This window comes from Metapseudomonas resinovorans DSM 21078 (assembly GCF_000423545.1).
In the GTDB taxonomy this organism is placed as follows: Bacteria; Pseudomonadota; Gammaproteobacteria; order Pseudomonadales; family Pseudomonadaceae; genus Metapseudomonas; species Metapseudomonas resinovorans.
This window is the reverse complement of sequence record NZ_AUIE01000023.1, coordinates 47884-71566: the sequence shown is the minus strand read 5'-3', so window position 1 is coordinate 71566 and position 23683 is coordinate 47884. Positions and strand designations below refer to the sequence as shown.

Genomic DNA, 23683 nt, shown 5'->3' with positions numbered 1-23683 from the left:
CTGATCCTTGCCGGTCCGGCGCAGGTACCGCCCATGAACGAACCACCCTCAATCAAGCCTGCCGACTCGGGGCAGACACCACGAGCGCCGGATCCGTCTGGATGGCAACGCTGGCTGCCGGGCTTGCAGACACTGCGCCATTACCAGGCGGGTTGGTTGCCAAAAGACCTGCTCGCCGGCCTCGTGCTGACGGCCATGCTGGTACCCGTCGGGATCGCCTATGCGGAAGCCTCGGGCGTTCCGGGCATCTATGGCCTGTATGCCACCATCGTTCCGCTGCTCGCCTACGCGCTGTTCGGCCCCAGCCGTATCATGGTGCTCGGCCCGGATTCGGCACTGGTCGCCATCATCCTGGCCGTTGTGCTGCCGGCTTCCGGTGGCGATCCGCTGCGCGCGATAACCCTCGCCAGCGCCATGGCCCTGGTGTCCGGGCTGGTCTGCATCGGCGCCGGCCTGTTGCGGCTGGGTTTCATAACCGAGCTGCTGTCCAAGCCCATTCGCTACGGCTACATGAACGGCATCGCCCTGACGGTGCTGATCAGCCAGACGCCGAAGCTGTTCGGCATCTCTTTCGAAAGCGCCGGTCCCCTGCGCGATACCCTGAACCTGTTCCAGGCCCTGTTCGATGGCAAGGCCAACTGGCACGCCTTTGCCGTGGGCGCCGGCACCCTGGCCATCATTCTCCTGCTCAAACGATATCCGCGCGTGCCGGGCCTTCTCATCGCGGTAGTGGCCGCCACGCTGGTGGTGGGCCTGTTCGGCCTGGACGCGACCCATGCCGTCAAGGTGGTGGGATCACTGCCTGAGGGATTGCCGAGCTTTAGCCTACCCCTCATCGGCGCAGGCGACCTGGGCACTGTGCTCGTCGGTGGATTCGCCGTGGCCCTGGTTTCCTTCGCCGATACCAGCGTGCTGTCACGCACCTATGCGGCCAGGACGCGCACACGGGTAGATCCGAACCAGGAAATGCTTGGCCTGGGTGTAGCTAACCTGGCGACGGGCTTTTTCCAGGGCATCCCCATCAGCAGCAGTTCTTCGCGCACTCCAGTCGCCGAGGCGGCCGGTGCGCAGTCCCAGCTGACCGGAGTCTTCGGCGCCCTGGGGGTGGCCTTGCTGCTGTTGCTGGCCCCCAATCTGCTGCAGCACCTGCCCAACAGTGCACTCGCAGCCGTGGTGATTGCTGCCGCCATTGGCCTGTTCGAATTCAAGGACCTGCGCCGCATCTACCGCATCCAGCGATGGGAATTCTGGCTATCTGTCACCTGTTTCGTTGGCGTCGCCGTACTGGGAGCGGTACCCGGCATCGGCCTTGCGGTGGTCATCGCGGTGATCGAGTTCCTGTGGGACGGCTGGCGCCCGCACTTCGCCGTGCTCGGCCGCGTCGACGGCATCCGCGGCTATCACGATGTTTCCCGTTACCCCCATGCCCGCCTCGTCCCCGGCCTGGTGCTGTTCCGCTGGGACGCACCGCTGTTCTTCGCCAACGCCGAACTGTTCCACAACTGTGTGCTGGAAGCCGTTGCGAACAGTCCGACGCCAGTGCGCAGAGTCGTGGTGGCGGCGGAGCCGGTCACCAGCGTGGATGTCACCTCAGCCGACATCCTCATCGAGCTGGAGCAGGCGCTGCGGGCGTCAGGCGTAGAACTGCGGTTCGCAGAAATGAAGGACCCGGTGAAAGACAAGCTCCGGCGGCTGGAAGTGCTGTCACGGATCGGCAGCGACATCTTCCAGCCGACGGTGGGCGCCGCCGTGGACGACTACCTTGAAGAGCACGGGGTGGACTGGACGCCCTAGCCGTGCCCGGGGCGAGATCGTCAGCCCTCGATACACACCGCCTCGGCGGGCACCACCAGCGCCTGCACGCCGAAACTCGACATGCTGCCGAGCACCGCGTTGTGATGGGCGATGATCTGCGGCGCGCTGATGGCAGCGTTGTCCAGGGTGGAGTGGGCATCCGCCGGTAATACCACCTGGTAGCCCAGGGCCAGGGCCCGGCGTACGGTGGTGTCCACGCAGTAGTCGGTCTGCAGGCCACAGATGATCAGGCGCTGGATGTCACGCTGCTGGAGCGTTTCCTGCAACTCGGTCTTGTGGAAGGAGTCGGGGGTGGTCTTGCGGATGCGAATGTCGCTGTCCGCAACGCCCAGGTCCTCCGCCAGTTGCCAGCCCTCGCTGCCGAACTGGAAATAGTCGCCGGGCTCTTCGTGCTGGATCACCACCACCGGGACGCCCGCGGCTCGTGCCTTGGCGCTGAGGAGGTTGATGGTGTCGATCACGCGATCGATCTCGAAGGCGGCGTATTCACCGACGCTGATGGCGCGCTGGACGTCGATGATCAGTAGAGCGGTGTTCATGGAGAGTCGTCCCTGGGAAGAAAAATGGAGCTTAGAGCGGCAGACAAATCGACGCCAGTTAGCTGCGGGAAGGATTTCAATGGGGTCTTGAGCTGCATCCGCAGATCACCTGGCAGCTGTTCGATGCCCACGACCTGTTGCGCGACGCCCGACGCCCGCCGGGCGGTCTGGCCGCCCTCCCCGGTTGGCGCTATACCGAAAGCGTTCGCTTCACGCCGAGGAGTAGCGCCCGATGTCCATCCCGCTGGTGATCCGCAACATGCTCCGCCCCGAGCTGGACGAGCTGGTCGGCTGGGCCGCGCGCGAGGGCTGGAACCCTGGCCTGCACGATGCCCAGCTATTCTGGGCGACCGATCCCGAAGCCTATATAGCGGCTGAGCAGGACGGCGAACTGATCGGCGGCGGCGCCATCACGTCCTACGGCGGCGAGTTCGGCTTCATGGGCTTTTTCATCATCCGTCCGGAGTTTCGCGGACATGGCCTCGGCGACCGCCTCTGGCATGCCCGCCGTGACCGCCTCCTGGCCCGGCTGCATCCGGGCGCCGCCATCGGGATGGACGGTGTGTTCGCCATGCAGGACTACTACGCCAAGGGCGGCTTCGTCTTCTCCCACCGCAATCTGCGTTTCCAGACAGAGATCACCGAGCCACCGCAGCGGACGCCTGATGAAGAGGTGGTCCCCCTCGCCGACTTCGCCCTGAACGAAGTGCTCGCTTATGACCGCACCTGCTTCCCGGCACCGCGCCGCGTTTTCCTCCAGGGCTGGATCACCCAGCCCGACGCGCTGGCACTTGGCTGTCGGCGCAATGGCCGTCTCGCCGGTTTCGCGGTCGTCAGGCGCTGTCAGGATGGCTGCAAGATCGGCCCCTTGTTCGCTGATGACGCCAGCGCGGCTGAAGCGCTTTACGCACCGTTGGCAGGCTTTGCTGCGGGCGGGCCGCTGTTCCTCGATGCTCCGGAGAACAATCCCGCGGCCATGGCACTGGTGCAGCGCCACGGCATGAGCGAAGTCTTCGGCTGCGCGCGGATGTACCTCGGCCCAGCACCCGTGGTGGCCCAGGACCGGGTCTTCGGCGTCACCACCTTCGAGCTCGGCTGATGGTCGAGCGCGACCTGCTCGGCTATGGCGGCAAGCCGCCCCACCCCCGCTGGCCCGGGGGTGCACGGCTGGCGGTGCAGTTCGTGCTGAACGTCGAGGAAGGCGCCGAATCCTGCGTACTCAATGGCGACGCCCAGTCGGAAGCCTACCTGCACGAACTGCCGGGCCGGCCCGCGCGCGCCGGCGAGCGTGACCTGAGTGTGGAAGGCCTCTACGAATACGGCTCCCGCGCCGGCGTCTGGCGCATTCTCGACCTGTTCAACGAGCGTGGACTGCCGTTGACCGCCTTCGCCGTCGGCCGCGCCCTGGAGCTGGTCCCGCAAATCGGCCACGCCTTGCGCGCCGGTGGCCACGAGGTAGCCGGACACGGCTACCGCTGGCTGGACTACCGCGAGATTGCCGAAGAAGAGGAGCGGCGCCACATCCAGCTGACCATCGAACTCATCGAGCGCATCTGCGGCCGCCGTCCGCTGGGCTGGTACACCGGCCGGGTCAGCGCCAATACCCGCCGGTTGCTGCGCGAGGAAGGTGGCTTTCTCTACAGCTCGGACGCCTACAACGACGACCTGCCCTATTGGCTGCCCGGCTCGCCGCCTCACCTGGTGATCCCTTACACCCTGGTCAACAACGACGCCCGCTACCTGATGCCCCACGGTTTCGCCTCGGGACAGGACTTCTTCCAGCTCCTGAAGGACGCCTTCGACTGGCTCTGGCAGGAAGGCGCGCGGCAGCCAACGCTGATGAGCATCGGCCTGCACGGCCGGATCAGCGGCCACCCGGCCCGTGCCATGGCCCTGGCGCGCTTTCTTGACCATGTGCGGGGACATGACGGGGTCTGGGTGTGTCGGCGGGAAGACATCGCCCGGCACTGGATGGCCGAGCATCCATACGAGGCGGGCCGCCCCGGGGGCAGCCCGCCTTAGCGCCGTCAGTGGAACGGGAAGATGTAGTTCATCCAGGCCGCCATGCGCAGGAGAATCTTGCGCATGATCGCCACATGGTGGAAATGCTGGCTGTACAGCGCCGCCTGGCCATAGGCCCCGCCTGGCATCTGCGCGGCGTACTGGGCGTAGGCCGGATCGGTGATTTCGATGAACACCGGCACCCGCCCCGGAGGGGGTGAGCCCGTAAAACTGATCAGGGTGCCGGACGGTTGCACCTGGCCTTCGCCAATCACCCCGATCACCTGCTTCACCTTGCCCGAAAACACCTTGCCAGGGATGCCGTCGAAGGCGACTTCCGCCTCGTCGCCAACGCTCAGGCGCAGCTGGCTGTTCTGGCGCATCCAGGCGATGAAGTAGAAGCCTTCGTCAGGGATGAAGACCATGGACGGGCGCAACGGCAGCTTCACTGCACGCACGCCCGGGCGCAGGGACACATGGGTGACGAACCCCTTGCTCGGCGCCCGTATCACCGTGTTGTCGAGATCGAACTGGGCAATGTTCAGCTGCGCCTGCAGGTCGTCCACCCGCGCGGTGGTGAGGTCCACATCGCGGCGATTGCCGACATTGCGTGCGGCCAGCTCACGGGCGCGGGACTGATCGGCACGGGCCGATACCAGTTGGGCCTTGATCGACTTCAGCTTGTTCTCGAAGGGCGTCGGGTCGATACGGAACAACACATCACCCTTCTCCAGTGGCTGGTTGGTCGTAACCGGCACCTCGATCACCTGGCCGGACACCTCCGGCACGATGGGTACCGAGACGAAATAGGTACGCGCCACCTCCGAATAGGGGTGGTTGTAGTTCATCAGGAAGATCAGCGCGCCGATCAGCACGATGCCGCCCAGCACAGCGGTGGGTACGGTCCACTTGTTCAGCGGGATCTTGAAGATCTTGAAGATGGCGATGCAGATCGAGGCGTAGGTGAGTACCAGCAACAGGTCCATGGCTCAGAGCTCCTTCTGCTCGCCCTGCGGGGCCGGTTCGCGTCCTTCGAGTTGTTCGATGCGCTGGCGCAGCTCCGCCAATTGGCGCGCGAGCTCCGTTTCCGTGCCAGAGCCGGGCACGCCAGCGCTGAACCCCCATCCCCGGTCCTCGCGGTACAACATGGCCCAGATCCACAGGAAGGGCCAAAGGGCGTGCAGGGTGAACAGGCTGACCCAGCCAGCGGCGTGGATGGCGTCCTGGTGTGGATGGTTGCGGTGCACCGCGATCTCGTAGGGAATGTCGTGGAGAACGATGATTCCGTAGAACAGCACGATCCCCACGAAGATAAGAACGCCCAGAGCGAAGTAGTCGAGCATGATGTCCTTTCCTGAGTGCGACCATCACAACGGGAGCAGTCGCATCGACAAATCCGGAAACGGCATCGCCACCGGCCGCAATGCGGCCGGTGGCGATCCCCCGTGTTCCAGATTAGTTCAACTTCTCTCGCTTGCTGGCTGCCGTGGTGAAGACTCCATGCGGGTGATCTCCACCGCTTCGGCGGCAGGCGTCGCCTTGGGCACGCCGGCCGGACTGACCGGCTGCTCCGCCTCGCCGCGCTCACGGAGGAGGAAGTACGACAGCGCCGGGATCAGGATCAGCGCGCCGATCATGTTCCAGAGGAACATGAAGGTGAGCAGGATGCCCATGTCGGCCTGGAACTTGATGGGCGACCAGGCCCAGCAGACCACGCCGGCAGCCAGGGTGATACCGACCAACGCCACCACCCGACCCGTGAAGGACACCGCCTGCTTGTAGGCAGCCGACAGTGGCATGCCCTGGCGCTGGTACTGCAACTGCACGCTGAGCAGGTACAACGCGTAGTCCACGCCGATACCGACGCCGAGGGCGATGACCGGCAGCGTGGCAACCTTCACCCCGATGCCCATCACCACCATCAACGCCTCACAGAGCACCGAGGTAAGCACCAGCGGCAGCAACGCCACCAGGGTCGCGCGCCAACTGCGGAAGGTAACCAGGCAGAACAGCGTGACCGCCAGGTAGACGTAGAGCAGCATGGTGCGGTTGGCGTCGCGCACCACGATGTTGGTGGCAGCTTCTATACCTGCGCTGCCGGCCGCCAGCAGGAACTGGCGATCCTCGCTGCTGTTCTCGGCGGCAAAGCGCTCGGCGATGGCGACCACTTCATCCAGGGTCTGCGCCTTGTGGTCCTTGAGGAAGGCGATTACCGGCATCAGCGAGCAATCGGTGTTGAACAGCTCAGGCGTGTTCACCGACGCCTGCTGGGCGGCGTAGTTCAGCACATCCTGGTTGCGCTGCAGGCTGAGGAACTTCGGGTTGCCCTCGTAGGTACCGGCAGTGATCTGGCGCACCGCGTTAGCCAGGGACGAGGTGGCCTGCACGTTCGGGTGCTGCTGCAGCGCCCAGGCCAGGCGGTCGGCCTGGATCAGGGTCTGGTAGTTCAGGCAGCCCTCGGCAGGCGTTTTCACCATCACCGCGAACAGGTCGCTGGACAGCGCGTAGTGGCTGGTGATGTAAGCGTTGTCGCGGTTGTAGCGTGAATCCGGCCGCAGTTCGGGCGCACCGGCATCCAGGTCGCCGATCTGCAGGTTCAAGCTGACCATGAAGCCCGCTACGCCCAGGACAGCAGCCACGCCGACCGTGGTCAGGGCCCAACGCTTTTCGGTGAAGCGGTCAAGGAAGTCCCAGACATGGCCGAAGCCCTTATGCGCGGCGGCATTGGTATCGATGCGCAGGGCGCGCTCGGCGGCTTTCTTGCCCACACCGACGTAGGACAGCGCCACGGGCATCATCAGCAGTGTGGTGAGGATCAGCACCGCCACGCCGATACTGGCGGTGATAGCCAGATCCTGGATCACCGGGATGTCGATCAGCATCAGCACGGCGAAGCCCACCGCATCGGCCAGCAAAGCTGTCACCCCGGCGAGGAACAGGCGGCGGAAGGTATAGCGCGCGGCCACCAGGCGATGGGTGCCCAGGGCGATGTCCTGCATGATGCCGTTCATCTTCTGGGCCGCGTGGGACACGCCGATGGCGAAAATCAGGAAGGGCACCAGGATCGAGTACGGGTCCAGGGCATAACCCAGCCAGGCGACGATACCCAGTTGCCAGACCACGGCCAGCAGCGAGCAGACGATCACCAGCAGGCTGCTGCGCAGGCAGCGGGTGTAGGCCAGGATGATGAAGAAGGCAGTGCCAACGGCCAGGCCGAAGAAGGCCATGACCCGCAGCAGACCATCGATCAGGTCGCCCACCAGCTTGGCGAAGCCGATCACCCGGATCTTGATCGCGCCCTGTCCTTCCTCGCCCGAGGCTTGCGCCTGGGTATCGCCGGCGTATTCGAAGCGCAGGCGGAACTTTTCTTCCAGGGTGCGCGAGAACTGGTGGTAGTCCACGCCCTTGCCGCCGGCGGTGGCCTGGTCCAGCAGTGGCACCACCAGCATGGTGGATTTGAAGTCATTGGCGACCAGGCTGCCGACGATGCCGGCGCGGGCGATGTTCTGCCGCAACTGTTCGATGCTGGCGGGGGAACCGTCATAGCCATCGGGCATCACCGGTCCGCCCTGGAAGCCCTCTTCGGTCACTTCGGTCCAGCGTACGCCGGGTGCCCAGAGTGACTTCATCCAGGCGCGGTCCACGCCCTCGGTCAGGAAGAGTTCATCGTGTACTTGCTTGAGTGCGTCGAGATAGGCCGGGTCGAAGATGTCGCCCTGGGTGTTTTCCACCACCACGCGCACGCTGTTGCCCAGACCCCGCAAGGCCTTGCGGTTGTCCAGGAAGTTCTGGATGTAGGGGTGTCCCTGGGGAATCATTTTCTCGAAGCTGGGCCGCAGTTCGAGGCGCGTGAGGGCCATGTAGCCCAGCAGCAGCGTGACCAGCAGGATGCCGACCACGAACGGAACGCGATGGTTGAACACCATGCGCTCCAGCAGGTTGCCACTTCGTGTGTCGAAGTCCTTGATGTCCCGGATCACCGGCATTGCGTCTTGTTTCATGCCACCCATGATGGGTTCGCCTCGCTCTTATTCTTGTTTGCCAGAGGCCAGGGGCCGTTGGCTGAATCCGCGCGCGCCCACCAGCAGCAGGCCGCTATCGGCTGATGCCAGGGCACCGTAGACGGGCACCGGCTGGCCGATGTCCAGGGGCTGGAAACTGCTCCCGTCGTCACGGCTGGCCAGCACCTGACCGGTCTGTCCGAACAGATAGATGCTGCCGCCGGCATCACGGGCCGACGCAGTGATGCTGCTGTTCAGCCCGGTCTTCACCGGACTCCAGCTGGCGCCGTTGTCATGGCTGCGATAAGCGTGGCCGCGCAGGCCGTAGGCCAGCACCAGGCCCGGCTGGACGGCAATGCCGAAGAAGCTGCCCTGGTAGGGTGATGCCAGCGCCTGGAAGCGCTCCTCACCGTCGTCCAGGCGCAACAGCAGCCCTTGCTCGCCGCCAATGAAAATGTGCTCACCGTCACCCGCAATCGCGTTGAGGTGGTAGGCAGACGGATTGTCGGTGCGGTCCGCCCAAGGCTCCCAGCTCTGGCCGCCGTCGCGGGTGCGGAAGATCAGGTTGAAGGCACCGACGACGAAACCATTGCGCTCGTCGCTGAACCAGAGGTCGAGAAAGGGCTTGTCGGCGCCTTCCGCCTCGATCCGCTTGCCCTCTTCCACCCAATGCCCGGCATCGGAACGGGCGCTGTAGTAGTCCTGCATCAGGCGGCCCAGTTGGCGGCCATCGAGCTGCTTCTGCCAGCTGGCGCCACTGTCGCGGCTGTGTAGGACGACGCCGTCGTGCCCCACTGCCCAGCCTTCGCTGGCCGTGGGGAACTGGACGGCATTGAGATCGGAACTGACCGGGACGCTGGCCTGGGTCCAGCTTTTGCCCTGGTCGTCGGAGTACAGGATATGGCCACGCTGCCCCACGGCTACCAGCCGCGTACCCGCCTGCGCCAGATCGAGCAGGGGGCTGCGTACTGCCAGCTCGCTGCGCTGCGCAGGAAGGTCGAGCACATCCACCAGCGGCGCGGCGCCACAGCTGCCAGCCGCCAGGGCCAGGCCCAGGGCGACGAACTTGAAAGAAAACATCGGGACGTCCTCTAGAAAAAACATGTTGCCGCTCCCCCACACAAAGGGAGCGGCAACCAACCTGGCTCAGCGAATGCCGGCGCCGGCCAGGGACTCGGCTGCCCACTGAGCCTTGGTCAGCGGGTCGATGTAACGAATGCCGCCGTACGGGCCGACGATGCCGTTGATGTTGTAGGAGTTACCCACCAGGTCGTAGATCACGAACGGGGTGGTATCCGGCACTTGCTTGTCATAGCTCTGGCTGAGGAAGGCGAAGGAGCCACGGTAGATCTGCCCGCGGGCGTCGTACTGGTCGGACGCCAGGGCCACCCAGCTGTCCTCATCCAGGTAGAAGCGGCGCTTGGCGTAGATGTGACGGGCGCCATCCTTGAGCGTGCCTTCCACGACCCACACGCGGTGCTTCTCCCAACGCACATGATCTGGCGCCAGGTGGCTGGGGGTGGTCAGGGATTTCGGGTCCTGGGCGTAGGTCAGCTCGTAGGTGTTGTAGGGCACGATCATTTCCTGCTTGCCCACCAGCTTCCAGTCGTAGCGGTCCAGCGCACCGTTGAAGACGAATACGTCGTCATAGGTGCCGGCACCGGCAGTACCCGGGTTCGGCGTGTCATAGGCCAGGCTCGGCGCCAGCTTCACGCGGCGCTGACCGGGCAGGTACTGCCAGGCGCGACGCGGCTGCTCGACGGCGTTGGCGGCGTCCTTGAGCATGATCGCTTCACCGGCACGGCGCGCCGGGCCCGAGTAGTACAGCTTCATCTGGTAGTACACGTCGGTGTTGGCGATCGGCTTGGACAGGTCTTCGTAGATCGGGTAGTTGATGAACGCCTGCCCGGTGGTAGCCAGGGTGGCCACGCCCGCGGAGTCGACGTTCCAGGAGTCGTACTTGGAGTTGATGGTCACGCCCTGGTAGCGCAGCAAGTGATTCCACATGGCTTCGGCGCCCGACTGCGGGATCGGGAAAGGTACGCCCGGCAGCACGTTATCCAGAGCCAGGCCGCCATTGGCGGTCTTGGCGCCCGTGGCGTTCTTCACTGCGTTGTCCAGTACAGGCTTGGGCATGGCCACGGTGCGGTGGGTCGGGAAGACATCCACACGGAAGCTCGGATAACGCTTGGCCAACTCCACGGTCGTGGCACTGAGCACGTCTTTGTACTGATCGACGTTCTTGCCATCGATCACCAGCACGGGCTGCTCGCTGGCGAAGGGGTCCGGACGCATGCTGTCACCGGGCTTGAAGCCGGCCGGCGCAGTGGTCAGGCCGCCCTCATAGGCGGGAATCGAACCGTCGGCGTTGGCGGCCTTTTCGGCCCCCACGAGGGTCAGGCTGGTGCCCAGTTTGGCAGCTTCTTCAGGCGACACGGCAGCTTGTACGTAACCTGCGAAGGCCACCGCAAGGGAAGCCGCCATCAGAGTTTTCACGAATTTCATCTCGTTGTTCTCCTGCTCGGGTTGCGAGCAATGCGGATTGTCAGAAGGTGGTCTTTAAGGTCAGGTACACCGCGCCACGGTCTTCCGTGGTAGCCCCGCCGCCGGAGAAGGAGGAATAGCCCCCGGCGTAGCAGGTGTAGCGCTGCGTGGCATCCAATGCGTTAGGTGTCGAGCCGTCTGTGGCTCCGTTGGTGCATTTCTCGGCATCGCCGAAAGAGTCCACGTACTTCAGGTCAACGAAGTACTGGTTGTAGATCGCCGCGCCGACACCGACCGAGTAGGTCCCGGTGTCTTCGGCGCCGCCACCCTGGACCGGGGACACGCCATCCAGGCCGACGTTGACGGACATCGGCGCGGAGAGGTCGACGCCCGGGAACACCTGGTACCAGGTGGGCGTGAAGTTCACCGCCAGGCCCCAGTTGTCGCGGGTCGGCTTGTCGATGCCGCGGTAGCTGTCCTCGCCCTTGTAGAGCGCTTCGTTCTGGCTATCGAGCTTCAGCAGGTTGCTGTAGTAGAGCTCGCCCAGCAGGGTCGCCGCGTCGAACAGCGGGGTATCGCCGATGGCCATCAGGCCGTTGACCGTCCAGTGCAGGGTGTCGCCGGTGGCGCTCATGCTGTCGCCACTGCTCGGCAGGTCGGTGACGACGCCGGTGCCCGGAACACGCGCCGGCAGCAGGCCGAGGCCGGCGGCCAGGCCGCCAGGGCCGGACGCACTGACGATGGCCGGGATGCTCGCCAGCGGCATGTTGTGACGGATGTTCAGGTCACTGGACACACTGATGCCGGCGATGTCCTTGGACAGACTCAGACCGAAGATGTCGATGTCGTCGCCATAGGCGAACTTGTAGTTGGTGGTGCGGATGGAGTTCTGCACGTTGGCGATGGGGCCGCCCGCACCGCGCGCTGTCAGCCCGGTGCCATCGAGCACGGCTTGCGGGAGGATTTCCGAGGTGTTGCGGTAGTAGGCGCCGAGTGTGCCGTCCAGCCACTCCGGCGACCACTTGAGCATCAGGCCCCAGTCACCGTGCTTGTCCGGCGTGATGTCGTGGCCGCGGCGAATGGTGGTCAGGTTGCCGTTCGCCCCCGCCAGGCCCGGACCGCCGGTGTGACCGAGCAGGAACGACTGGGCGCCGAACCCTACCAGGTCGGAGCTGCCGTAGTAGGTGCCGGCCTCGGGGAGGCGAGCGGCATCCCAGTCGAGGAAATACTGGGCGGCCACGGTCAGTTCCGGGTTGATGGTGAAGGAAGTGGACACCTGGTTACGCGGTACGAACAGCTCCTTGGCCTCGGTGCCCGGCGCCGCGGAGAGCTTGGCCAGGTCCAGGCCGGACTGGCCGTAGCTGATGCCATGCACCGGGTTGAGGATGGTCTCGCCCCAGTAGACGTTGTGCTGGCCGGCCTTGATGCTGAACATCGACTCGTCGCCCACTTCGGTGCTGTAGAACACGAAGGCGTCGAGGATCTCGCCGGACGGGCCGCTGTAGTAACGCTGGGCGTAGTTGGAAAGGTGCGGGCTGCCGAACGCCGGGTTGCTGGTGCTCGGCTGGCCGACGATGCTGGAAAACGCGTCGTTGCCGTTGACGAAGGGGTTGGAGTTGGACCCGGTGTTGTCGTAGGCCTTGTCGTACCAGCTGGCGGCACTGACGCGGAAGCCCTTGTTGCCCTGGTGGATCACGTCCAGCTCGGTCAACAGGTCGACACGGTTGGTGATGTTGGTGCCGGAGCGACGGAAGTTGAAGTCGCCGTCGTTGTTGTTCGGCGTAGCCAGCATGCGCTTGTCCGCGCTCTCGGTGCGCACGCCGTAGTTGTACTTCACGGTGTTGTCGAAGCGTATCGACCAGTCCGGGTTACCGGTGTCGACTTCGAAGGCCTGCACCATGGCCGGTGCGCCCATCCCGGCGGCAATGGCCGAGGCGAGCAGGCACTTGCGCAAGTTGAGGTTGTGATTGTTCTTGTACTTCATGCGTTGGCTCCGCTTCTTGTTGTATTCGCTACCGCAACCTTTCCGTGCTCCTTGCTTCGTTGACGCGCAGTCGGTTGCATCGCCGCGCGCTGTATTCGCCGGTCTCCCCGGCCGAAATCGATCTGGTTGTGCTTCAGCGGTCCAGCAGCTGGATCAGCTCATGGGCAAACGGCCATTCGCCGTAACCCGATGCCGGGTTGAGGTGTCCGACCTTGCCCAGCTCGACCAGACCGCTGTCCCAGTCATTGGCCAGGCTGCGAACCGCGTCCAGGCTGGCCAGGTGATCGTCGTCACTGGCGCAGACCAGGCTGGGGAACGGCAGTGGCTGTCGCGGCAGTGGCGTCCAACCGTTGGCCTGCAGGGATTCGGAGCTCGGGTAGTTCTCCGGCCAGGTGGCATCCAGGTCCGGCGGGGTCGCCAGCAGCGCCCCCTTGATCGGTCGGCTGTAACGGGCCGCCCAGTGCGCCACCATGAGCACACCGGCGCTGTGGGCCACCAGGATTACCGGTCCGTCGATCTGCTCCAGCTCGCGCTGGATGGCCTCTACTCGGGCCGGCAGGCTCAGCTTGTCCTGCTCCAGTGGCGGTACGCTGCGCACCTTGGGCAGTTGCTCGGCCAGCAGGGTTTGCCAGTGCTCCGGCACATGCTCCCGAAGGCCCGGGACGATGAGGATGGTTGCGTTGTTGTTGTCGATCACGGCACTACCCTTTTGCGTTCGATGGGATCGCCATCGCGGCGGAAGGAACTTCGTGATGCAAACAGTAGAGACGCAGGGGGGTGACCGCTTTTCATAGAACGTCAGGCGCTTCGCATTTCATGACAGGGTCATTCCACCCCGCCCCGCTTCCTTCCCAGCGGCTGTGCCCGCCGTCCGTGGCGCGCGCCAATTTCCAGGGTTTGGCTTTACTTGCATCAGCCATGAACGAAGAAAAGAACCGGCGTTGTCATCAAAGACAAATTCGAAGACCATCCAATGCGACGCACTCACTTCGCTTTCAACGACAATAACGACCGGAGCCTGGAGCACCAGCGCCTCACCGGCACAACAGCAGCGTGGCGATCGACATGACCCCAATGGTTCGCGCAGCGGCCCTGACCAACTACATCGAAGTGGCCCAGCACCTCGGCCTGAACCCGCAGCAGATGCTGCGCCAGGTCGGCCTCAGCCAGGCGTTGGTGGAAAACCCTGAGCAACGTATTCCCACGTCCGCCGCGGCCACACTGCTGGAAGACTCCGCCCGCACCAGTGGCTGTCCCACCTTCGGCCTGCGCATGGCCGAATCCCGCCAGTTATCCGATTTCGGCGTCATCAGTCTGCTGCTGTCGCACCAGCCAACCCTGCGCGATGCCCTGGAAACCATCGTGCAGTACCGCCACCTGCTCAACGAATCCCTGGCGCTGTTCGTGGACGAAGTCGGCAAGACCGTGGTCCTGCGCGAGGAAATCATCACGGACCCGCCGGTGCCCATTCGCCAGGGCATGGAGCTGGCGATCGGCGTCCTGTTCCGCATGTGCAGCGCCCTGCTCGGTTCGGGCTGGCGCCCGCTTTCGGTGAACTTCAGCCACGACGCACCGCCGGACCTGCAACTGCATCGGCGCGTCTTCGGCTGCAAGGTGGAGTTCGGCAGCGAGTTCAACGGCATCGTTTGCCAGGCCTCGGACCTGGACAAAGCCAACCCCCTGGCCGACCCGGCCATGGCCCGGCACGCCCTCCGCCTCGTAGAGACCCTGCCCGGCGCCGCCAAGCAATCCACCCTGAACGACGTGCGCAAGGCCATCTACCTGCTCCTGCCGATGGGGCGCGCCACCATCGAACAGATCGCCCAGTCCATGGGGTTGAACGTGCGAACCCTGCAGCGCCGGCTCGAAGACAGCCAAGTGACCTTCTCCGACCTGATCAACGAAGTGCGGCGCGACCTGGTCCTGCGCTACATGGAAAACCCGCGCTACTCCCTCGGCCGTATCGCCGACCTGCTGGGCTACTCGGTGCCCAGCTCCTTCACCCGCTGGTTCACCACCCAGTTTGGCAGCTCGCCGGCGGCATGGCGGCGGGAGCACCAGGTGAAGGCAGAAGAGTGAGGACCGCCGCCAGCGTCGGGTGGCGAAGGACAGCGCCGTAGGCTGGGTAGAGGTACGAAACCCATCAATCCGGCGATGGGTTTCGCTGCGCTCTACCCATCCTACCAACGGGTTCACTACCCAGTTCGGCAGCTCGCCGGCGGGTTGGCGCCGCCGCCAGCGTCGGGTGGCGAAGTACAGCGGCGTAGGATGGGTAGAGGTACGAAACCCATCAATCCGGCGATGGGTTTCGCTGCGCTCTACCCATCCTACGAACGGGTTCACTACCCAGTTCGGCAGCTCGCCGGCGGCGTGGCGCCGCCGCCAGCGTCGGGTGGCGAAGGACAGCGACGTAGGATGGGTAGAGGTACGAAACCCATCAATCCGGCGATGGGTTTCGCTGCGCTCTAGCCATCCTACCAACGGCCTTTCGGCCCGTTTCGCCTCTGTATTCGGGCCCACAAAAAACGCAAAAAAAAACCGCGCTACGAAGCCCGTCCCACAAAGCTTCGGCGCGGTGAAAGCCCGCTGTGGCAGGCGTCGATGACCCCCTCACGGGAGCAGGAGTAACGCGTTAGAAACCCCAGTGCAGCATGGCCAGGACCAGGGCGGCGAGGAATGCGGTTTCACCCACCATCAGCAGGATCGGCTTGATACCCACCGCGGCCAGTTCCTTGAGCTGGGTCTTCATCCCCAATGCGCTGATGGCGATGACCAGGCACCAGCGCGACAGTTCGTTGCCGGCCTCCTGCACCGCCGGCGGAATGACGCCCGTGCTGTTGGTGGCGGCCAGCACCACGAAACCCACGGCGAACCAGGGCAACAGCGGCGGCCGCTTGCTGCCGGGTTCGGCGCCACGGAGTCGGGTGATCATGGCGGCGCAGAGAATCACCGGCAGCAGCATGGCGACCCGCATCAGCTTGACCACCGTGGCGCTGTCGCCGGTTTCGTGGGACATGCTGTAGCCAGCGCCCACCACCTGGGCGACATCATGGATGGTGCCGCCGATGAACAGCCCGGCGTGCAGCGGCGACAGGCCAAGGGCCTCAGCAATCATCGGGTAGAGGATCATCGCCAGGGTGGACAGTGCCGACACACCGATCACGGTGAACAGCGTGGCGCGCTCTTTCTGCGGATGGCTGGGCAAAGCCGCGGCCAAGGCCAGGGCCGCCGACGCGCCGCAGATGGCAGTGGCGCCACCGGTGAGCAGGCCGAACAGGCTGTTGAAGCCAAGCAGACGCGCCGCCGCGACTGACACGAGGATGGTAACCACCACCAGTGCCACCACCATGGCGACCGGCTGCCAGCCGAGGGACGCGATCTGTTCCAGGGTGATGCGGATACCCAGCAGCGCCACCCCCACCCGCAGTACTTCGCGGGCGGTGAATTCGATACCGGCTTTGCACGCGCCTTCAGTCGCCAGGAAGTTCACCGAGAGACCCAGCAACAGGGCGAAGAGCATCACCGGAGCACCGTAGTGCTCGGAAAGGAAGGTGGCCGCCGCGGCGACCATGGCGCTGACGATCACACCGGGCATCAAGACCCGGGTACGCGATCCCAGCGCGGCTATTGCAGTTGCAGACATGCGAGAGTTTCCTGCGGCCGGGGCCGCGACAAATCGATAAAACAACGGCCTTGCTGCTGCTCCACCGCATAGGTGGCGACACCAAAACCGCTCACACCGGGGACGCAGCCCGTGACCAGGTCGAAGCGCAGGCCGTGGGCCGGACAATGCAGCAGGCGCCCGTCCAGCCGGCCCGAGAACAACGAGGCGCCTTTGTGCGGACAGCCTTCGTCGATGGCATAAAGCTCGCCGCCCAGGTTGAACAGCACCAGGGACTTCCCATCATGGCGAAACAGGCTGCGTCCACCGGCCGGCGGTACCTTTTCCGCTGGGACTTCCACCCGCTGGTTCATGCCGGGCAGGCCTCCGTCGTCTGACGCAGTTCCAGGGCGCGCTGCAGCTGGGCCAACATCAGCCACGGCGGCTGGGCACCGGCCAGGGATGGGCGCTGGTCGATCAGGAATGAGGGCACCGCCTGGTTCGCCGGGACAGCCTCGCGGCCGACGTAGGGACGGCCATCGTCATACAGCGCGCTTTCCAGACGCCGCGGGTCGTAGCCGCACTGGCTGGCCAGGCGCAGCAACAGCTCGCCCTGGCTGAGGTCCTCGCCCGCCTCGAAGTAACTGGCGAACAGGCGCTCCAGCAACGCGTCGACCTGCCGGGCACTGCCCTGCCCCATCGCCAGCTCCAGCAGGCGGTGGGCATTGGCGGTGTTGGGCATGGTCGTGATGCGGCGCAGGTCCATGTCCACATCAGCGTGGTACGCGGCTTCCTGCACCTGCTCCTGGCGCGCCCGCACCGCCGCCTCGCTACCGAGCCGCTGCACATAGAACTCCATGAAGGGCACGCCCTGCGCCGGCAGGTCCGGCAGCAACTGCACACCCCGCCAGCGGAGCTCGACGGGAACGTCCGGCCGGCTCTTGGCCAGGGTGCCCAGGGCCCGCTCAAGGTTGCGTTTGCCGATCAGGCACCAGGGGCAGATAAAGTCGAAGGTCATCTCGACTAACAGCGGTTTCATGGGCGCTCCTCGCTGGCCATCATCGGTGCCAGCTTCTGAATGTCCCGGTGGTAGTGACGCTTGCCGTACCAGAACACCAGGGCTGCAGCGACGCTGATCAGCGGAACGAACTGGAAGGCGCGGTCGAGGCCGACACTGTCAGCCAGTACACCGGTGATATACGGCCCCGGCGCCAGGCCCAACAGGTTGTTGGCCAGGGTCAGGGTGGCGAAGGCCGTACCGTGGATCGAATAGTGCGTGAGGTTGGCAACCATCGCGCCGGCCGGGCCGGATGTGCCGGTCGCCACCAGCATGGCCAGGCCGATGATCACCAGTTGCGGCAAGCCGGGCGCCATGCGGAAGGCCACGGACAGCAGCACGCAACTGATCAGGCAGTAAGCGATGGCCAGGGCGATCTTGCGGTCCGGGGCGTTGCGGCACAGACGGTCGCTGAGGATGCCGCAGACGATCATGCCGGCGCCGCCGGTGAGCACGATGATGGCCGAGACCACGCCGGCCTGGTCGGTACCCATGTGGTAGTAGCGGTTCAGGTAGCTGGGGAACCACACCATCACCGCCGCCCCCACAAAGAGCTGCAGGCCGCTGCCGACGTAGGCGCAGATCACCGAATGGCTGGCGAACAGTGTCTTGAGCGGACGACGGCACGGGAACTCGTCCGTGGCGCTGGCTGCCGGCAGCGGATTGCCGAGGCGCGACTGCTTGACCACCAGCGGATAGATCACCGCCAGCGCCATGCCGAAGAACGCCATGCCGGCAAAGGACCAGCGCCAGCCCAGCTTCTCGGCGAGGATGCCGCCGAGCGCCATGCCCAGCACCGAGCCAAACATGCCACCCGCCATGAAGGCACCGGTAACGGTGGCGCGCAATTGCCTGGGGAAGACGGACAGCACCACGGCGATGCCAACGCTGCCATAGGCCGCCTCACCCACGCCCACCAGGAAGCGGGCAATGAACATGTGCTCGTAGTTCTCCGCCAGGCCGCAGCCCAGGGTCGCCAGGCTCCAGAGCATGGCCATCAGCACGAGGCTCTTTACCCGTCCAAAACGGTCGGCCAGGAGTGACAGCGGGAAGGTCAGCAGGCCGACCATCAAGGCGACGATGCCGCTGAGCAGACCAAGCTGGGAGTCAGTCAGCGTCCACTCGGATTTGAGCAGCGGGAAGACCGCATTGAGTACCTGCCGCGACATGTAGTCGGAAATCAGCAGGCCAAACGTCAGGGCGAACACCACCCAAGCGTAGGTACGGGGGACGTTCACGGCCGAATCGTCGAACTCGGCGGTGGCAGTAGCATGGAAAGCCATTGGATTACCTTGAGTGTGCGTATTGTTGTTCTTGTCACGCTGAGTTCAGTAGGAAAACGGCCTTCGCGCGGCGCTTTTTCCTACTGAACCAAACTGGCGGAACGGCGGATCGCCGCTCCACCTGGGCCGACCTTGTGGGCCGGCCCTTGGTCTACGCAGGTCAGGCACGCATCGGGACGTGCTTCTGGCCCGGCTGGCGGTTCGGTGCCATGCCGTTCATGCGCAGGGTTTCTTCCACGTCCTTGTACTCCACGCCGATCTTGTAGATCTCGCGCGCTTCCTTGCCGCTGGCGATTTCGCGACCCAGCTCGTGGGCGATGCGCACGGTCTGCTGGATCTGCTGCACCGAGGTGAAGCGCTTGCCGTGCTGGTCGATGATGGTGTCCTCGATGCCGACGCGCGGGTGCAGACCCATGGCCAGGGCCATGGTGTTGAACGGCAGCACGTTCTTCAGCAGCGATTCGGCGGTGAGGGTGCCGCCATTCGGGGCGCGATGGATGAAGTTGAAGAAGTTGAACGGGTTGGGGCCGTCGAAGCCGCCGCCGATACCGATCCAGGTCAGGTTCAGCGGGCCCTTGTAGACGCCCTTGCGCACCAGGCGCTCAAGGGTTTCCAGGGCATGCATGCCGGTGAGCTGGAAGTGCGGCTGGATGCCATTGGCCATCAGGCGCTTGAGGTGCTCCTCGACCCAGGCCGGGCCGGCCGGCACGGTCATCTCACTGTAGGCGGCCTGGTAGACCGGGTTCTCCAGGGAGGTGCCCTTCAGGTACTCCGGATAGAGCAGCTCCATGATATTCATCTGGGTGGTGTTGATGGCCACGGTGACCTGGTCGGGCTTCGGCGTCAGCTCGGCCAGCATGTGGCGGGTATCGTCGGACAGCCACTTGGCCGCCTCGCCTTCACCCTCGGGGGCGAAGGAGATGGAACCGCCCACCTGGATGATCATGTCCGGCACGGCTTCGCGCACACCGGCGATCAGCTCGTTGAACTTCGACAGGCGCTTGGAGCCTGTGCCATCCAGCTCGCGTACGTGCAGGTGCAGCACGGTGGCGCCCGCTTCATAGCAGTCCACGGCCTTCTGGACCTGTTCGTCCATGGTCACCGGGATGTCTTCCGGGAAATCCGCCGGCATCCACTCGGGGCCATAGGGCGCCACGGTGATGACCACCTTTTCCATATTTTCCGGGTGCAGGGAATCGTCGAAGAATTGCATGGGAATGTCCTCGGTATGTTCTTGTTCAGTAGTCCCGGCCGGGTGATGTCCGGCCGGGCGGATCGGTGGTCAGTAAGGCGTGTCGCCGATGATCCCGGCACGTTCCATCTTGCGAACGCAGGGCGGGTAATCCATCACCGCGTAATGCTGGGTGGAGCGGTTGTCCCAGATGGCCACGCTGTTCTTCTTCCAGCGCCAGCGCACCTGGTACTCCGGGATGTAGGCCTGGCTGACCAGGTAGCGCAGCAGGTCGCTGCCGCCCATGCTGAAGTCCTGGCCGTAGCGGACATGTTCCGGCGTATGGAAGTTGGTGAAGTGCGTGGCGAAGGCGTTGACGAACAGCACCTTCTCGCCGGTTTCAGGATGGGTGCGCACCACCGGGTGTTCGGCATCCGGGTACATGGTCTTGAGGGCCAGACGCTTTTCAGCGGGCATGGCCGCACCGAAACTGGCCTCGATGCTGTGGCGGGCGCGCAAGCCCTCGATGCGCTGTTTCACATCCTCAGGAAGCTTCTCGTAGGCCAGCGCCATGTTCGCCCACATGGTGTCGCCGCCCACTGGCGGGCACTCCACGCAGCGCAGCACGCTGCCCATGGGCGGTGCGTCGCGCCAGGTGGCGTCGGTGTGCCAGGAGTTCTCGTAGCGGTCGTTGGGCTTGTCGGGGGTCTTGTAGATGCGCACCAGGCCGGGATGCTCCGGGTCGCTACCGGCCACCGGGTGGTCCTCCAGCTCGCCGAAGCGACGGGCGAAGGCCACATGCTCGGCGCGGCTGATGTCCTGGTCGCGCAGGAACAGCACTTTGTGCTGGAGCAGCAGCGCCTTGATCTCGGCGAACAGGCCGTCGTCGCGGGACGCATGACCCAGGTTCACACCGCTGATCTCGGCACCGATGGCGCAGGTGAGTTGCTCGACTTTCATGGTCAGCGGCCTCAGATGACGAAAATGGACGAACCGGTGGTCTTGCGCGACTCCAGGTCCCGATGGGCCTGGACCGCATCTTCCAGCGCGTAATGCTGGTTGATGTCGATGTTGATGCGGCCGTTGCCGACGTGGTCGAACAGCTCGCCCACCAGATCGGCCTTCTCAGCCGGATCGGCGATGTAGTCGGCCAGCGCCGGCCGGGTGATGAACAGTGAGCCCTTCATGGCCAGCAGCACCGGGTCGAAGGCCGGAATCGGGCCGGAGGCGGTGCCGACGCACACCAGAAGGCCGCGACGCTTGAGCGAATCCAGGGAGGCGTTGAAGGTGTTCTTGCCCACGCTGTCGAAGACCACATCGACACCGCGCCCGCCCGTCAGCTCACGTACGCGCTTGGCGATGTCTTCGTCGCTGTAGTTGATCACGTGGTCGCAGCCGTGGGCCCGGGCGACTTCCGCCTTGGCTTCGGTGGACACCGTACCGATCACGGTCAGGCCGAGCAGCTTGGCCCATTGCGAAACGATCAGCCCCACACCGCCAGCGGCAGCGTGCAGGAGGATGCTGTCGCCTTCCTTGAAGTCGTGGATGCGACGCATCAGGTAGGCCGACGTGAGGCCGCGCATGGTCATGGCGGCAGCCGTCTCGAAGGCGATGGTTTCGGGCAGCTTGATCAGCGGCGCCGCCGACACCAGACGCTCGGTGCTGTAAGCCCCGAGGGTGTTGAGGAAGCCGGTGTAGGTCACGCGATCCCCCAGGGCGACGTTGCTCACGCCCTCGCCCACTGCCACCACCACGCCGGCGGCTTCCACGCCGATGCCGTTGGGCAGCGGAATGGGATAGGTGCCATTGCGGAAATAGGTGTCGGCGTAGTTCAACCCTACGGCAACGTGCCGGATACGGACTTCACCGGGGCCCGGGTCAGCGACCTCGACCTCTTCGTAGCGAAGTACTTCCGGACCCCCGGTCTCATAGAAACGAACGGCTTTGGCCATGCCTTATTCTCCAATCTCAATTCTTGTAGGCGGGTCACGGACCCATGGATTGGACTCTAGGCATCCCCCCTATTGGCTGCTTCTCATAGGGCGTCAGGCGCTTCGCATTTCATGACAGGCCTGTCAGGCCGGCGAGGAAGCTGCGAGGCCCACGGCGGATTATTCGGCAGGAATCACTCGCGGCAGCGGCTGGAACTGGATGGGCTGGGTCCTGGTCTGCGTCAGGCTGTTTTCCACCTGCCCGGACAGGTGGATCACCCCGGCCATAACACCTACTTCCGGGTTGCGCATCAGCTCCAGCCACTCCTCGTCGAAGGCTTGGTTGAGGCTCTTGCGCAAGGTCGCTTCACGGTCAGTCCGCCCTTCTTCATTGAGCATCGCGCTGATGCCGGTGAAGCCGAGGGACAACACCGGGCCAGCCACGCGCCCCATGAAGCTGGTGGCGAAACTGGCGGCACCGCTGGTCGCCAGTTCCGATTCCAGTTGCTGGCTGGTGTCCCGGGTGATGCGCGACAGGCCGTCATCGGTGGCCCAGGCCCCGGCGCCACCCGGCGCATTGCGAATCCGCTCCATGAGCGAGGAATAAGCGGGCAGTTCCTCCAGCGGGTCAGCCTTCAGCACCTGGTAGAGGGATGCGCTATGGCCCGGTGGCGGCAACTCGATGGCTGGGATCTTCTGCAAATGCAGGGCGAACTGATCGCCGGGCACGCCGAAACGCTGGGGAATAACCTGCAGGCGCTCATCGAGCTGCTGGATGTAGGTTCGCGTGGCCTGCTCCATGATGTCGTCCGGATCGAGCTCCCGGGAAACCGGTTCCAGCACCTGTTCGTCATATTCCTCCTGCAGGTAGGCGGCCAGCCGGTTCACCGTTTCCTCGCGCTTGCCGTCGGAACTCAGGCGATACCAGCCCACCTTCATGCTCAGCCACTTGCGGGTCCAGAAACTGGAGAACCAGGGGAGGAATTCGCTATCGGTTTGCCGGTAGACCAGGTCCATCCAGCGTTCCATGGATTGCTCGGCATAGCGGCGAGCCTGGCTGGTGGCCGCCAGGGAAGCGGCGGCGATATCCCTGTCCACCCGGTTCCAGGTGGCCTGGGATACCAGCACGGGAGGTGGTTCGGGTTTCGACGCGCACCCGCCGACCGTCAGCGCAAGGATGACGATCAGCATCGAAAGCAGCGTACCCGGAGTTCCGAGGAGCCTGCCGGGCACCTGCTCCACTCGGATTCCAAGGGAAACTTGCGCAGCGCTCATGAGGATTCGCCCACCCGTGTGCCTTTCGGCCCAGGTTCTTTGAGTATAGGTACCCCGTCCCTCCCCCGTCCCGTTGTCGGACACGCTGCACCACGGAGCAAAAATGCCGCCGCGCGGTCTTAAGCGTCGCCAGGTCGAGCATCGCGATGAGCGCGTGGGCACTGGCCAACTCCAGCCGTATCGGAATCGAGGTAATGAAATGAAAACAGGCCCGTTCGTGGGTGTGTTTGTTCTGGTCGCAGCCCTTGCCGGCACTGTGCAAAGTGCCCAGGCCGACCACAGATGGGACAGGGACGACGGCAGGGTCGAGCAGTATCGCGATGGCCCCTGCCGGGTAAAGGAAATCACCGACCGCGGTTATTTCAGGAAAGTCATCCGTTGTCCGAACGGTCGTGGCAAGACCTGGCGACGCGGTGACTGGCACCGCGACTACCGCGACGGCGCCTGCCGGGTCCGCATCAGCGCCTCGCGCGAAGTATTCGACAAGGAAAAGGTCTGTCGCGGGCGGAACCATTACGACGACTGATCGCTCCGGGGCCGG

Annotated in this window: 21 protein-coding genes; 5 read left to right on the top strand and 16 right to left on the bottom strand. The window is 64.7% G+C overall.

Annotated elements, in window-relative coordinates; all coding sequences use genetic code 11:
- Positions 1-33 precede the first annotated feature (33 nt).
- Positions 34-1794, top strand: a complete 1761-nt coding sequence (locus tag G559_RS0116820; protein WP_051246721.1) for a SulP family inorganic anion transporter — start codon at positions 34-36, stop codon at positions 1792-1794.
- Between the two features lie 20 nt (positions 1795-1814).
- Here G559_RS0116820 and G559_RS0116815 read toward each other — a convergent pair whose 3' ends face one another.
- Positions 1815-2354: a cysteine hydrolase family protein gene (locus G559_RS0116815; protein ID WP_028629348.1), complete on the bottom strand. Its 540-nt coding sequence runs from the start codon at positions 2352-2354 to the stop codon at positions 1815-1817.
- Between the two features lie 232 nt (positions 2355-2586).
- On the opposite strand from G559_RS0116815, the gene G559_RS0116810 reads away from it, so the two are divergent.
- A complete protein-coding gene (locus tag G559_RS0116810; protein ID WP_028629347.1) occupies positions 2587-3453 on the top strand; it encodes a GNAT family N-acetyltransferase in 867 nt (288 codons plus the stop codon).
- On the top strand, positions 3453-4376 hold the full coding sequence (locus G559_RS0116805) for a polysaccharide deacetylase family protein (RefSeq protein ID WP_028629346.1): 924 nt from the start codon (positions 3453-3455) through the stop codon (positions 4374-4376). Before G559_RS0116810 ends, G559_RS0116805 begins: the two co-directional genes overlap by 1 nt.
- Positions 4377-4381: 5 nt before the next feature.
- Here G559_RS0116805 and G559_RS0116800 read toward each other — a convergent pair whose 3' ends face one another.
- The 7 genes from G559_RS0116800 to G559_RS0116770 form a co-directional block, all read right to left on the bottom strand.
- Complete coding sequence (locus tag G559_RS0116800) at positions 4382-5341, bottom strand: HlyD family secretion protein (protein ID WP_028629345.1); 960 nt, start codon at positions 5339-5341, stop codon at positions 4382-4384.
- 3 nt (positions 5342-5344) lie between these two features.
- Complete coding sequence (locus tag G559_RS0116795) at positions 5345-5698, bottom strand: DUF3302 domain-containing protein (RefSeq protein WP_028629344.1); 354 nt, start codon at positions 5696-5698, stop codon at positions 5345-5347.
- A 117-nt stretch (positions 5699-5815) separates the two neighbouring features.
- Complete coding sequence (locus G559_RS0116790) at positions 5816-8365, bottom strand: efflux RND transporter permease subunit (protein WP_028629343.1); 2550 nt, start codon at positions 8363-8365, stop codon at positions 5816-5818.
- 18 nt (positions 8366-8383) lie between these two features.
- Positions 8384-9436 (bottom strand): WD40/YVTN/BNR-like repeat-containing protein, encoded by a 1053-nt coding sequence (locus G559_RS0116785; RefSeq protein ID WP_028629342.1) that lies wholly within the window; start codon positions 9434-9436, stop codon positions 8384-8386.
- Positions 9437-9502: 66 nt separating this feature from the next.
- Positions 9503-10861, bottom strand: coding sequence for a DUF1329 domain-containing protein (locus tag G559_RS0116780; protein ID WP_028629341.1), 1359 nt, complete (start codon positions 10859-10861; stop codon positions 9503-9505).
- Between the two features lie 40 nt (positions 10862-10901).
- Positions 10902-12824, bottom strand: a complete 1923-nt coding sequence (locus G559_RS0116775) for a DUF1302 domain-containing protein (protein WP_051246718.1) — start codon at positions 12822-12824, stop codon at positions 10902-10904.
- Between the two features lie 133 nt (positions 12825-12957).
- Entirely contained in the window at positions 12958-13521 is a 564-nt protein-coding gene (locus G559_RS0116770; RefSeq protein ID WP_051246711.1) for an RBBP9/YdeN family alpha/beta hydrolase, read from the bottom strand.
- A 377-nt stretch (positions 13522-13898) separates the two neighbouring features.
- Between G559_RS0116770 and G559_RS0116765 the strand changes: the two genes are divergently transcribed.
- On the top strand, positions 13899-14903 hold the full coding sequence (locus G559_RS0116765; protein WP_028629338.1) for an AraC family transcriptional regulator: 1005 nt from the start codon (positions 13899-13901) through the stop codon (positions 14901-14903).
- A 553-nt stretch (positions 14904-15456) separates the two neighbouring features.
- Here G559_RS0116765 and G559_RS0116760 read toward each other — a convergent pair.
- The 8 genes from G559_RS0116760 to G559_RS29045 all read right to left on the bottom strand — a co-directional run bounded on the left by G559_RS0116760 (position 15457) and on the right by G559_RS29045 (position 23142).
- A complete protein-coding gene (locus G559_RS0116760) occupies positions 15457-16467 on the bottom strand; it encodes a YeiH family protein (protein WP_028629337.1) in 1011 nt (336 codons plus the stop codon).
- Positions 16449-16799, bottom strand: coding sequence for a Rieske (2Fe-2S) protein (locus G559_RS0116755; protein ID WP_028629336.1), 351 nt, complete (start codon positions 16797-16799; stop codon positions 16449-16451). The genes G559_RS0116760 and G559_RS0116755 overlap by 19 nt, the downstream gene beginning before the upstream one ends.
- Entirely contained in the window at positions 16796-17464 is a 669-nt protein-coding gene (locus tag G559_RS0116750; protein ID WP_028629335.1) for a DsbA family oxidoreductase, read from the bottom strand. Before G559_RS0116750 ends, G559_RS0116755 begins: the two co-directional genes overlap by 4 nt.
- A complete protein-coding gene (locus tag G559_RS0116745; RefSeq protein ID WP_028629334.1) occupies positions 17461-18765 on the bottom strand; it encodes an MFS transporter in 1305 nt (434 codons plus the stop codon). Before G559_RS0116745 ends, G559_RS0116750 begins: the two co-directional genes overlap by 4 nt.
- A 160-nt stretch (positions 18766-18925) precedes the next feature.
- Positions 18926-19978 carry a BKACE family enzyme gene (locus G559_RS0116740; RefSeq protein WP_028629333.1) on the bottom strand — a complete coding sequence of 351 codons (1053 nt, stop codon included), beginning with the start codon at positions 19976-19978 and terminating at the stop codon, positions 18926-18928.
- A gap of 69 nt (positions 19979-20047) precedes the next feature.
- The gene (locus G559_RS0116735) at positions 20048-20896 is read right to left on the bottom strand and encodes a TauD/TfdA dioxygenase family protein (protein WP_028629332.1); all 849 of its coding nucleotides are present in this window, start codon (positions 20894-20896) and stop codon (positions 20048-20050) included.
- Between the two features lie 11 nt (positions 20897-20907).
- On the bottom strand, positions 20908-21888 hold the full coding sequence (locus tag G559_RS0116730; protein WP_028629331.1) for a quinone oxidoreductase family protein: 981 nt from the start codon (positions 21886-21888) through the stop codon (positions 20908-20910).
- Positions 21889-22047: 159 nt separating this feature from the next.
- The gene (locus tag G559_RS29045) at positions 22048-23142 is read right to left on the bottom strand and encodes a hypothetical protein (RefSeq protein WP_245586512.1); all 1095 of its coding nucleotides are present in this window, start codon (positions 23140-23142) and stop codon (positions 22048-22050) included.
- Between the two features lie 103 nt (positions 23143-23245).
- On the opposite strand from G559_RS29045, the gene G559_RS0116720 reads away from it, so the two are divergent.
- Positions 23246-23668, top strand: a complete 423-nt coding sequence (locus tag G559_RS0116720) for a hypothetical protein (RefSeq protein ID WP_245586511.1) — start codon at positions 23246-23248, stop codon at positions 23666-23668.
- The last annotated feature ends 15 nt before the right edge of the window (positions 23669-23683 follow it).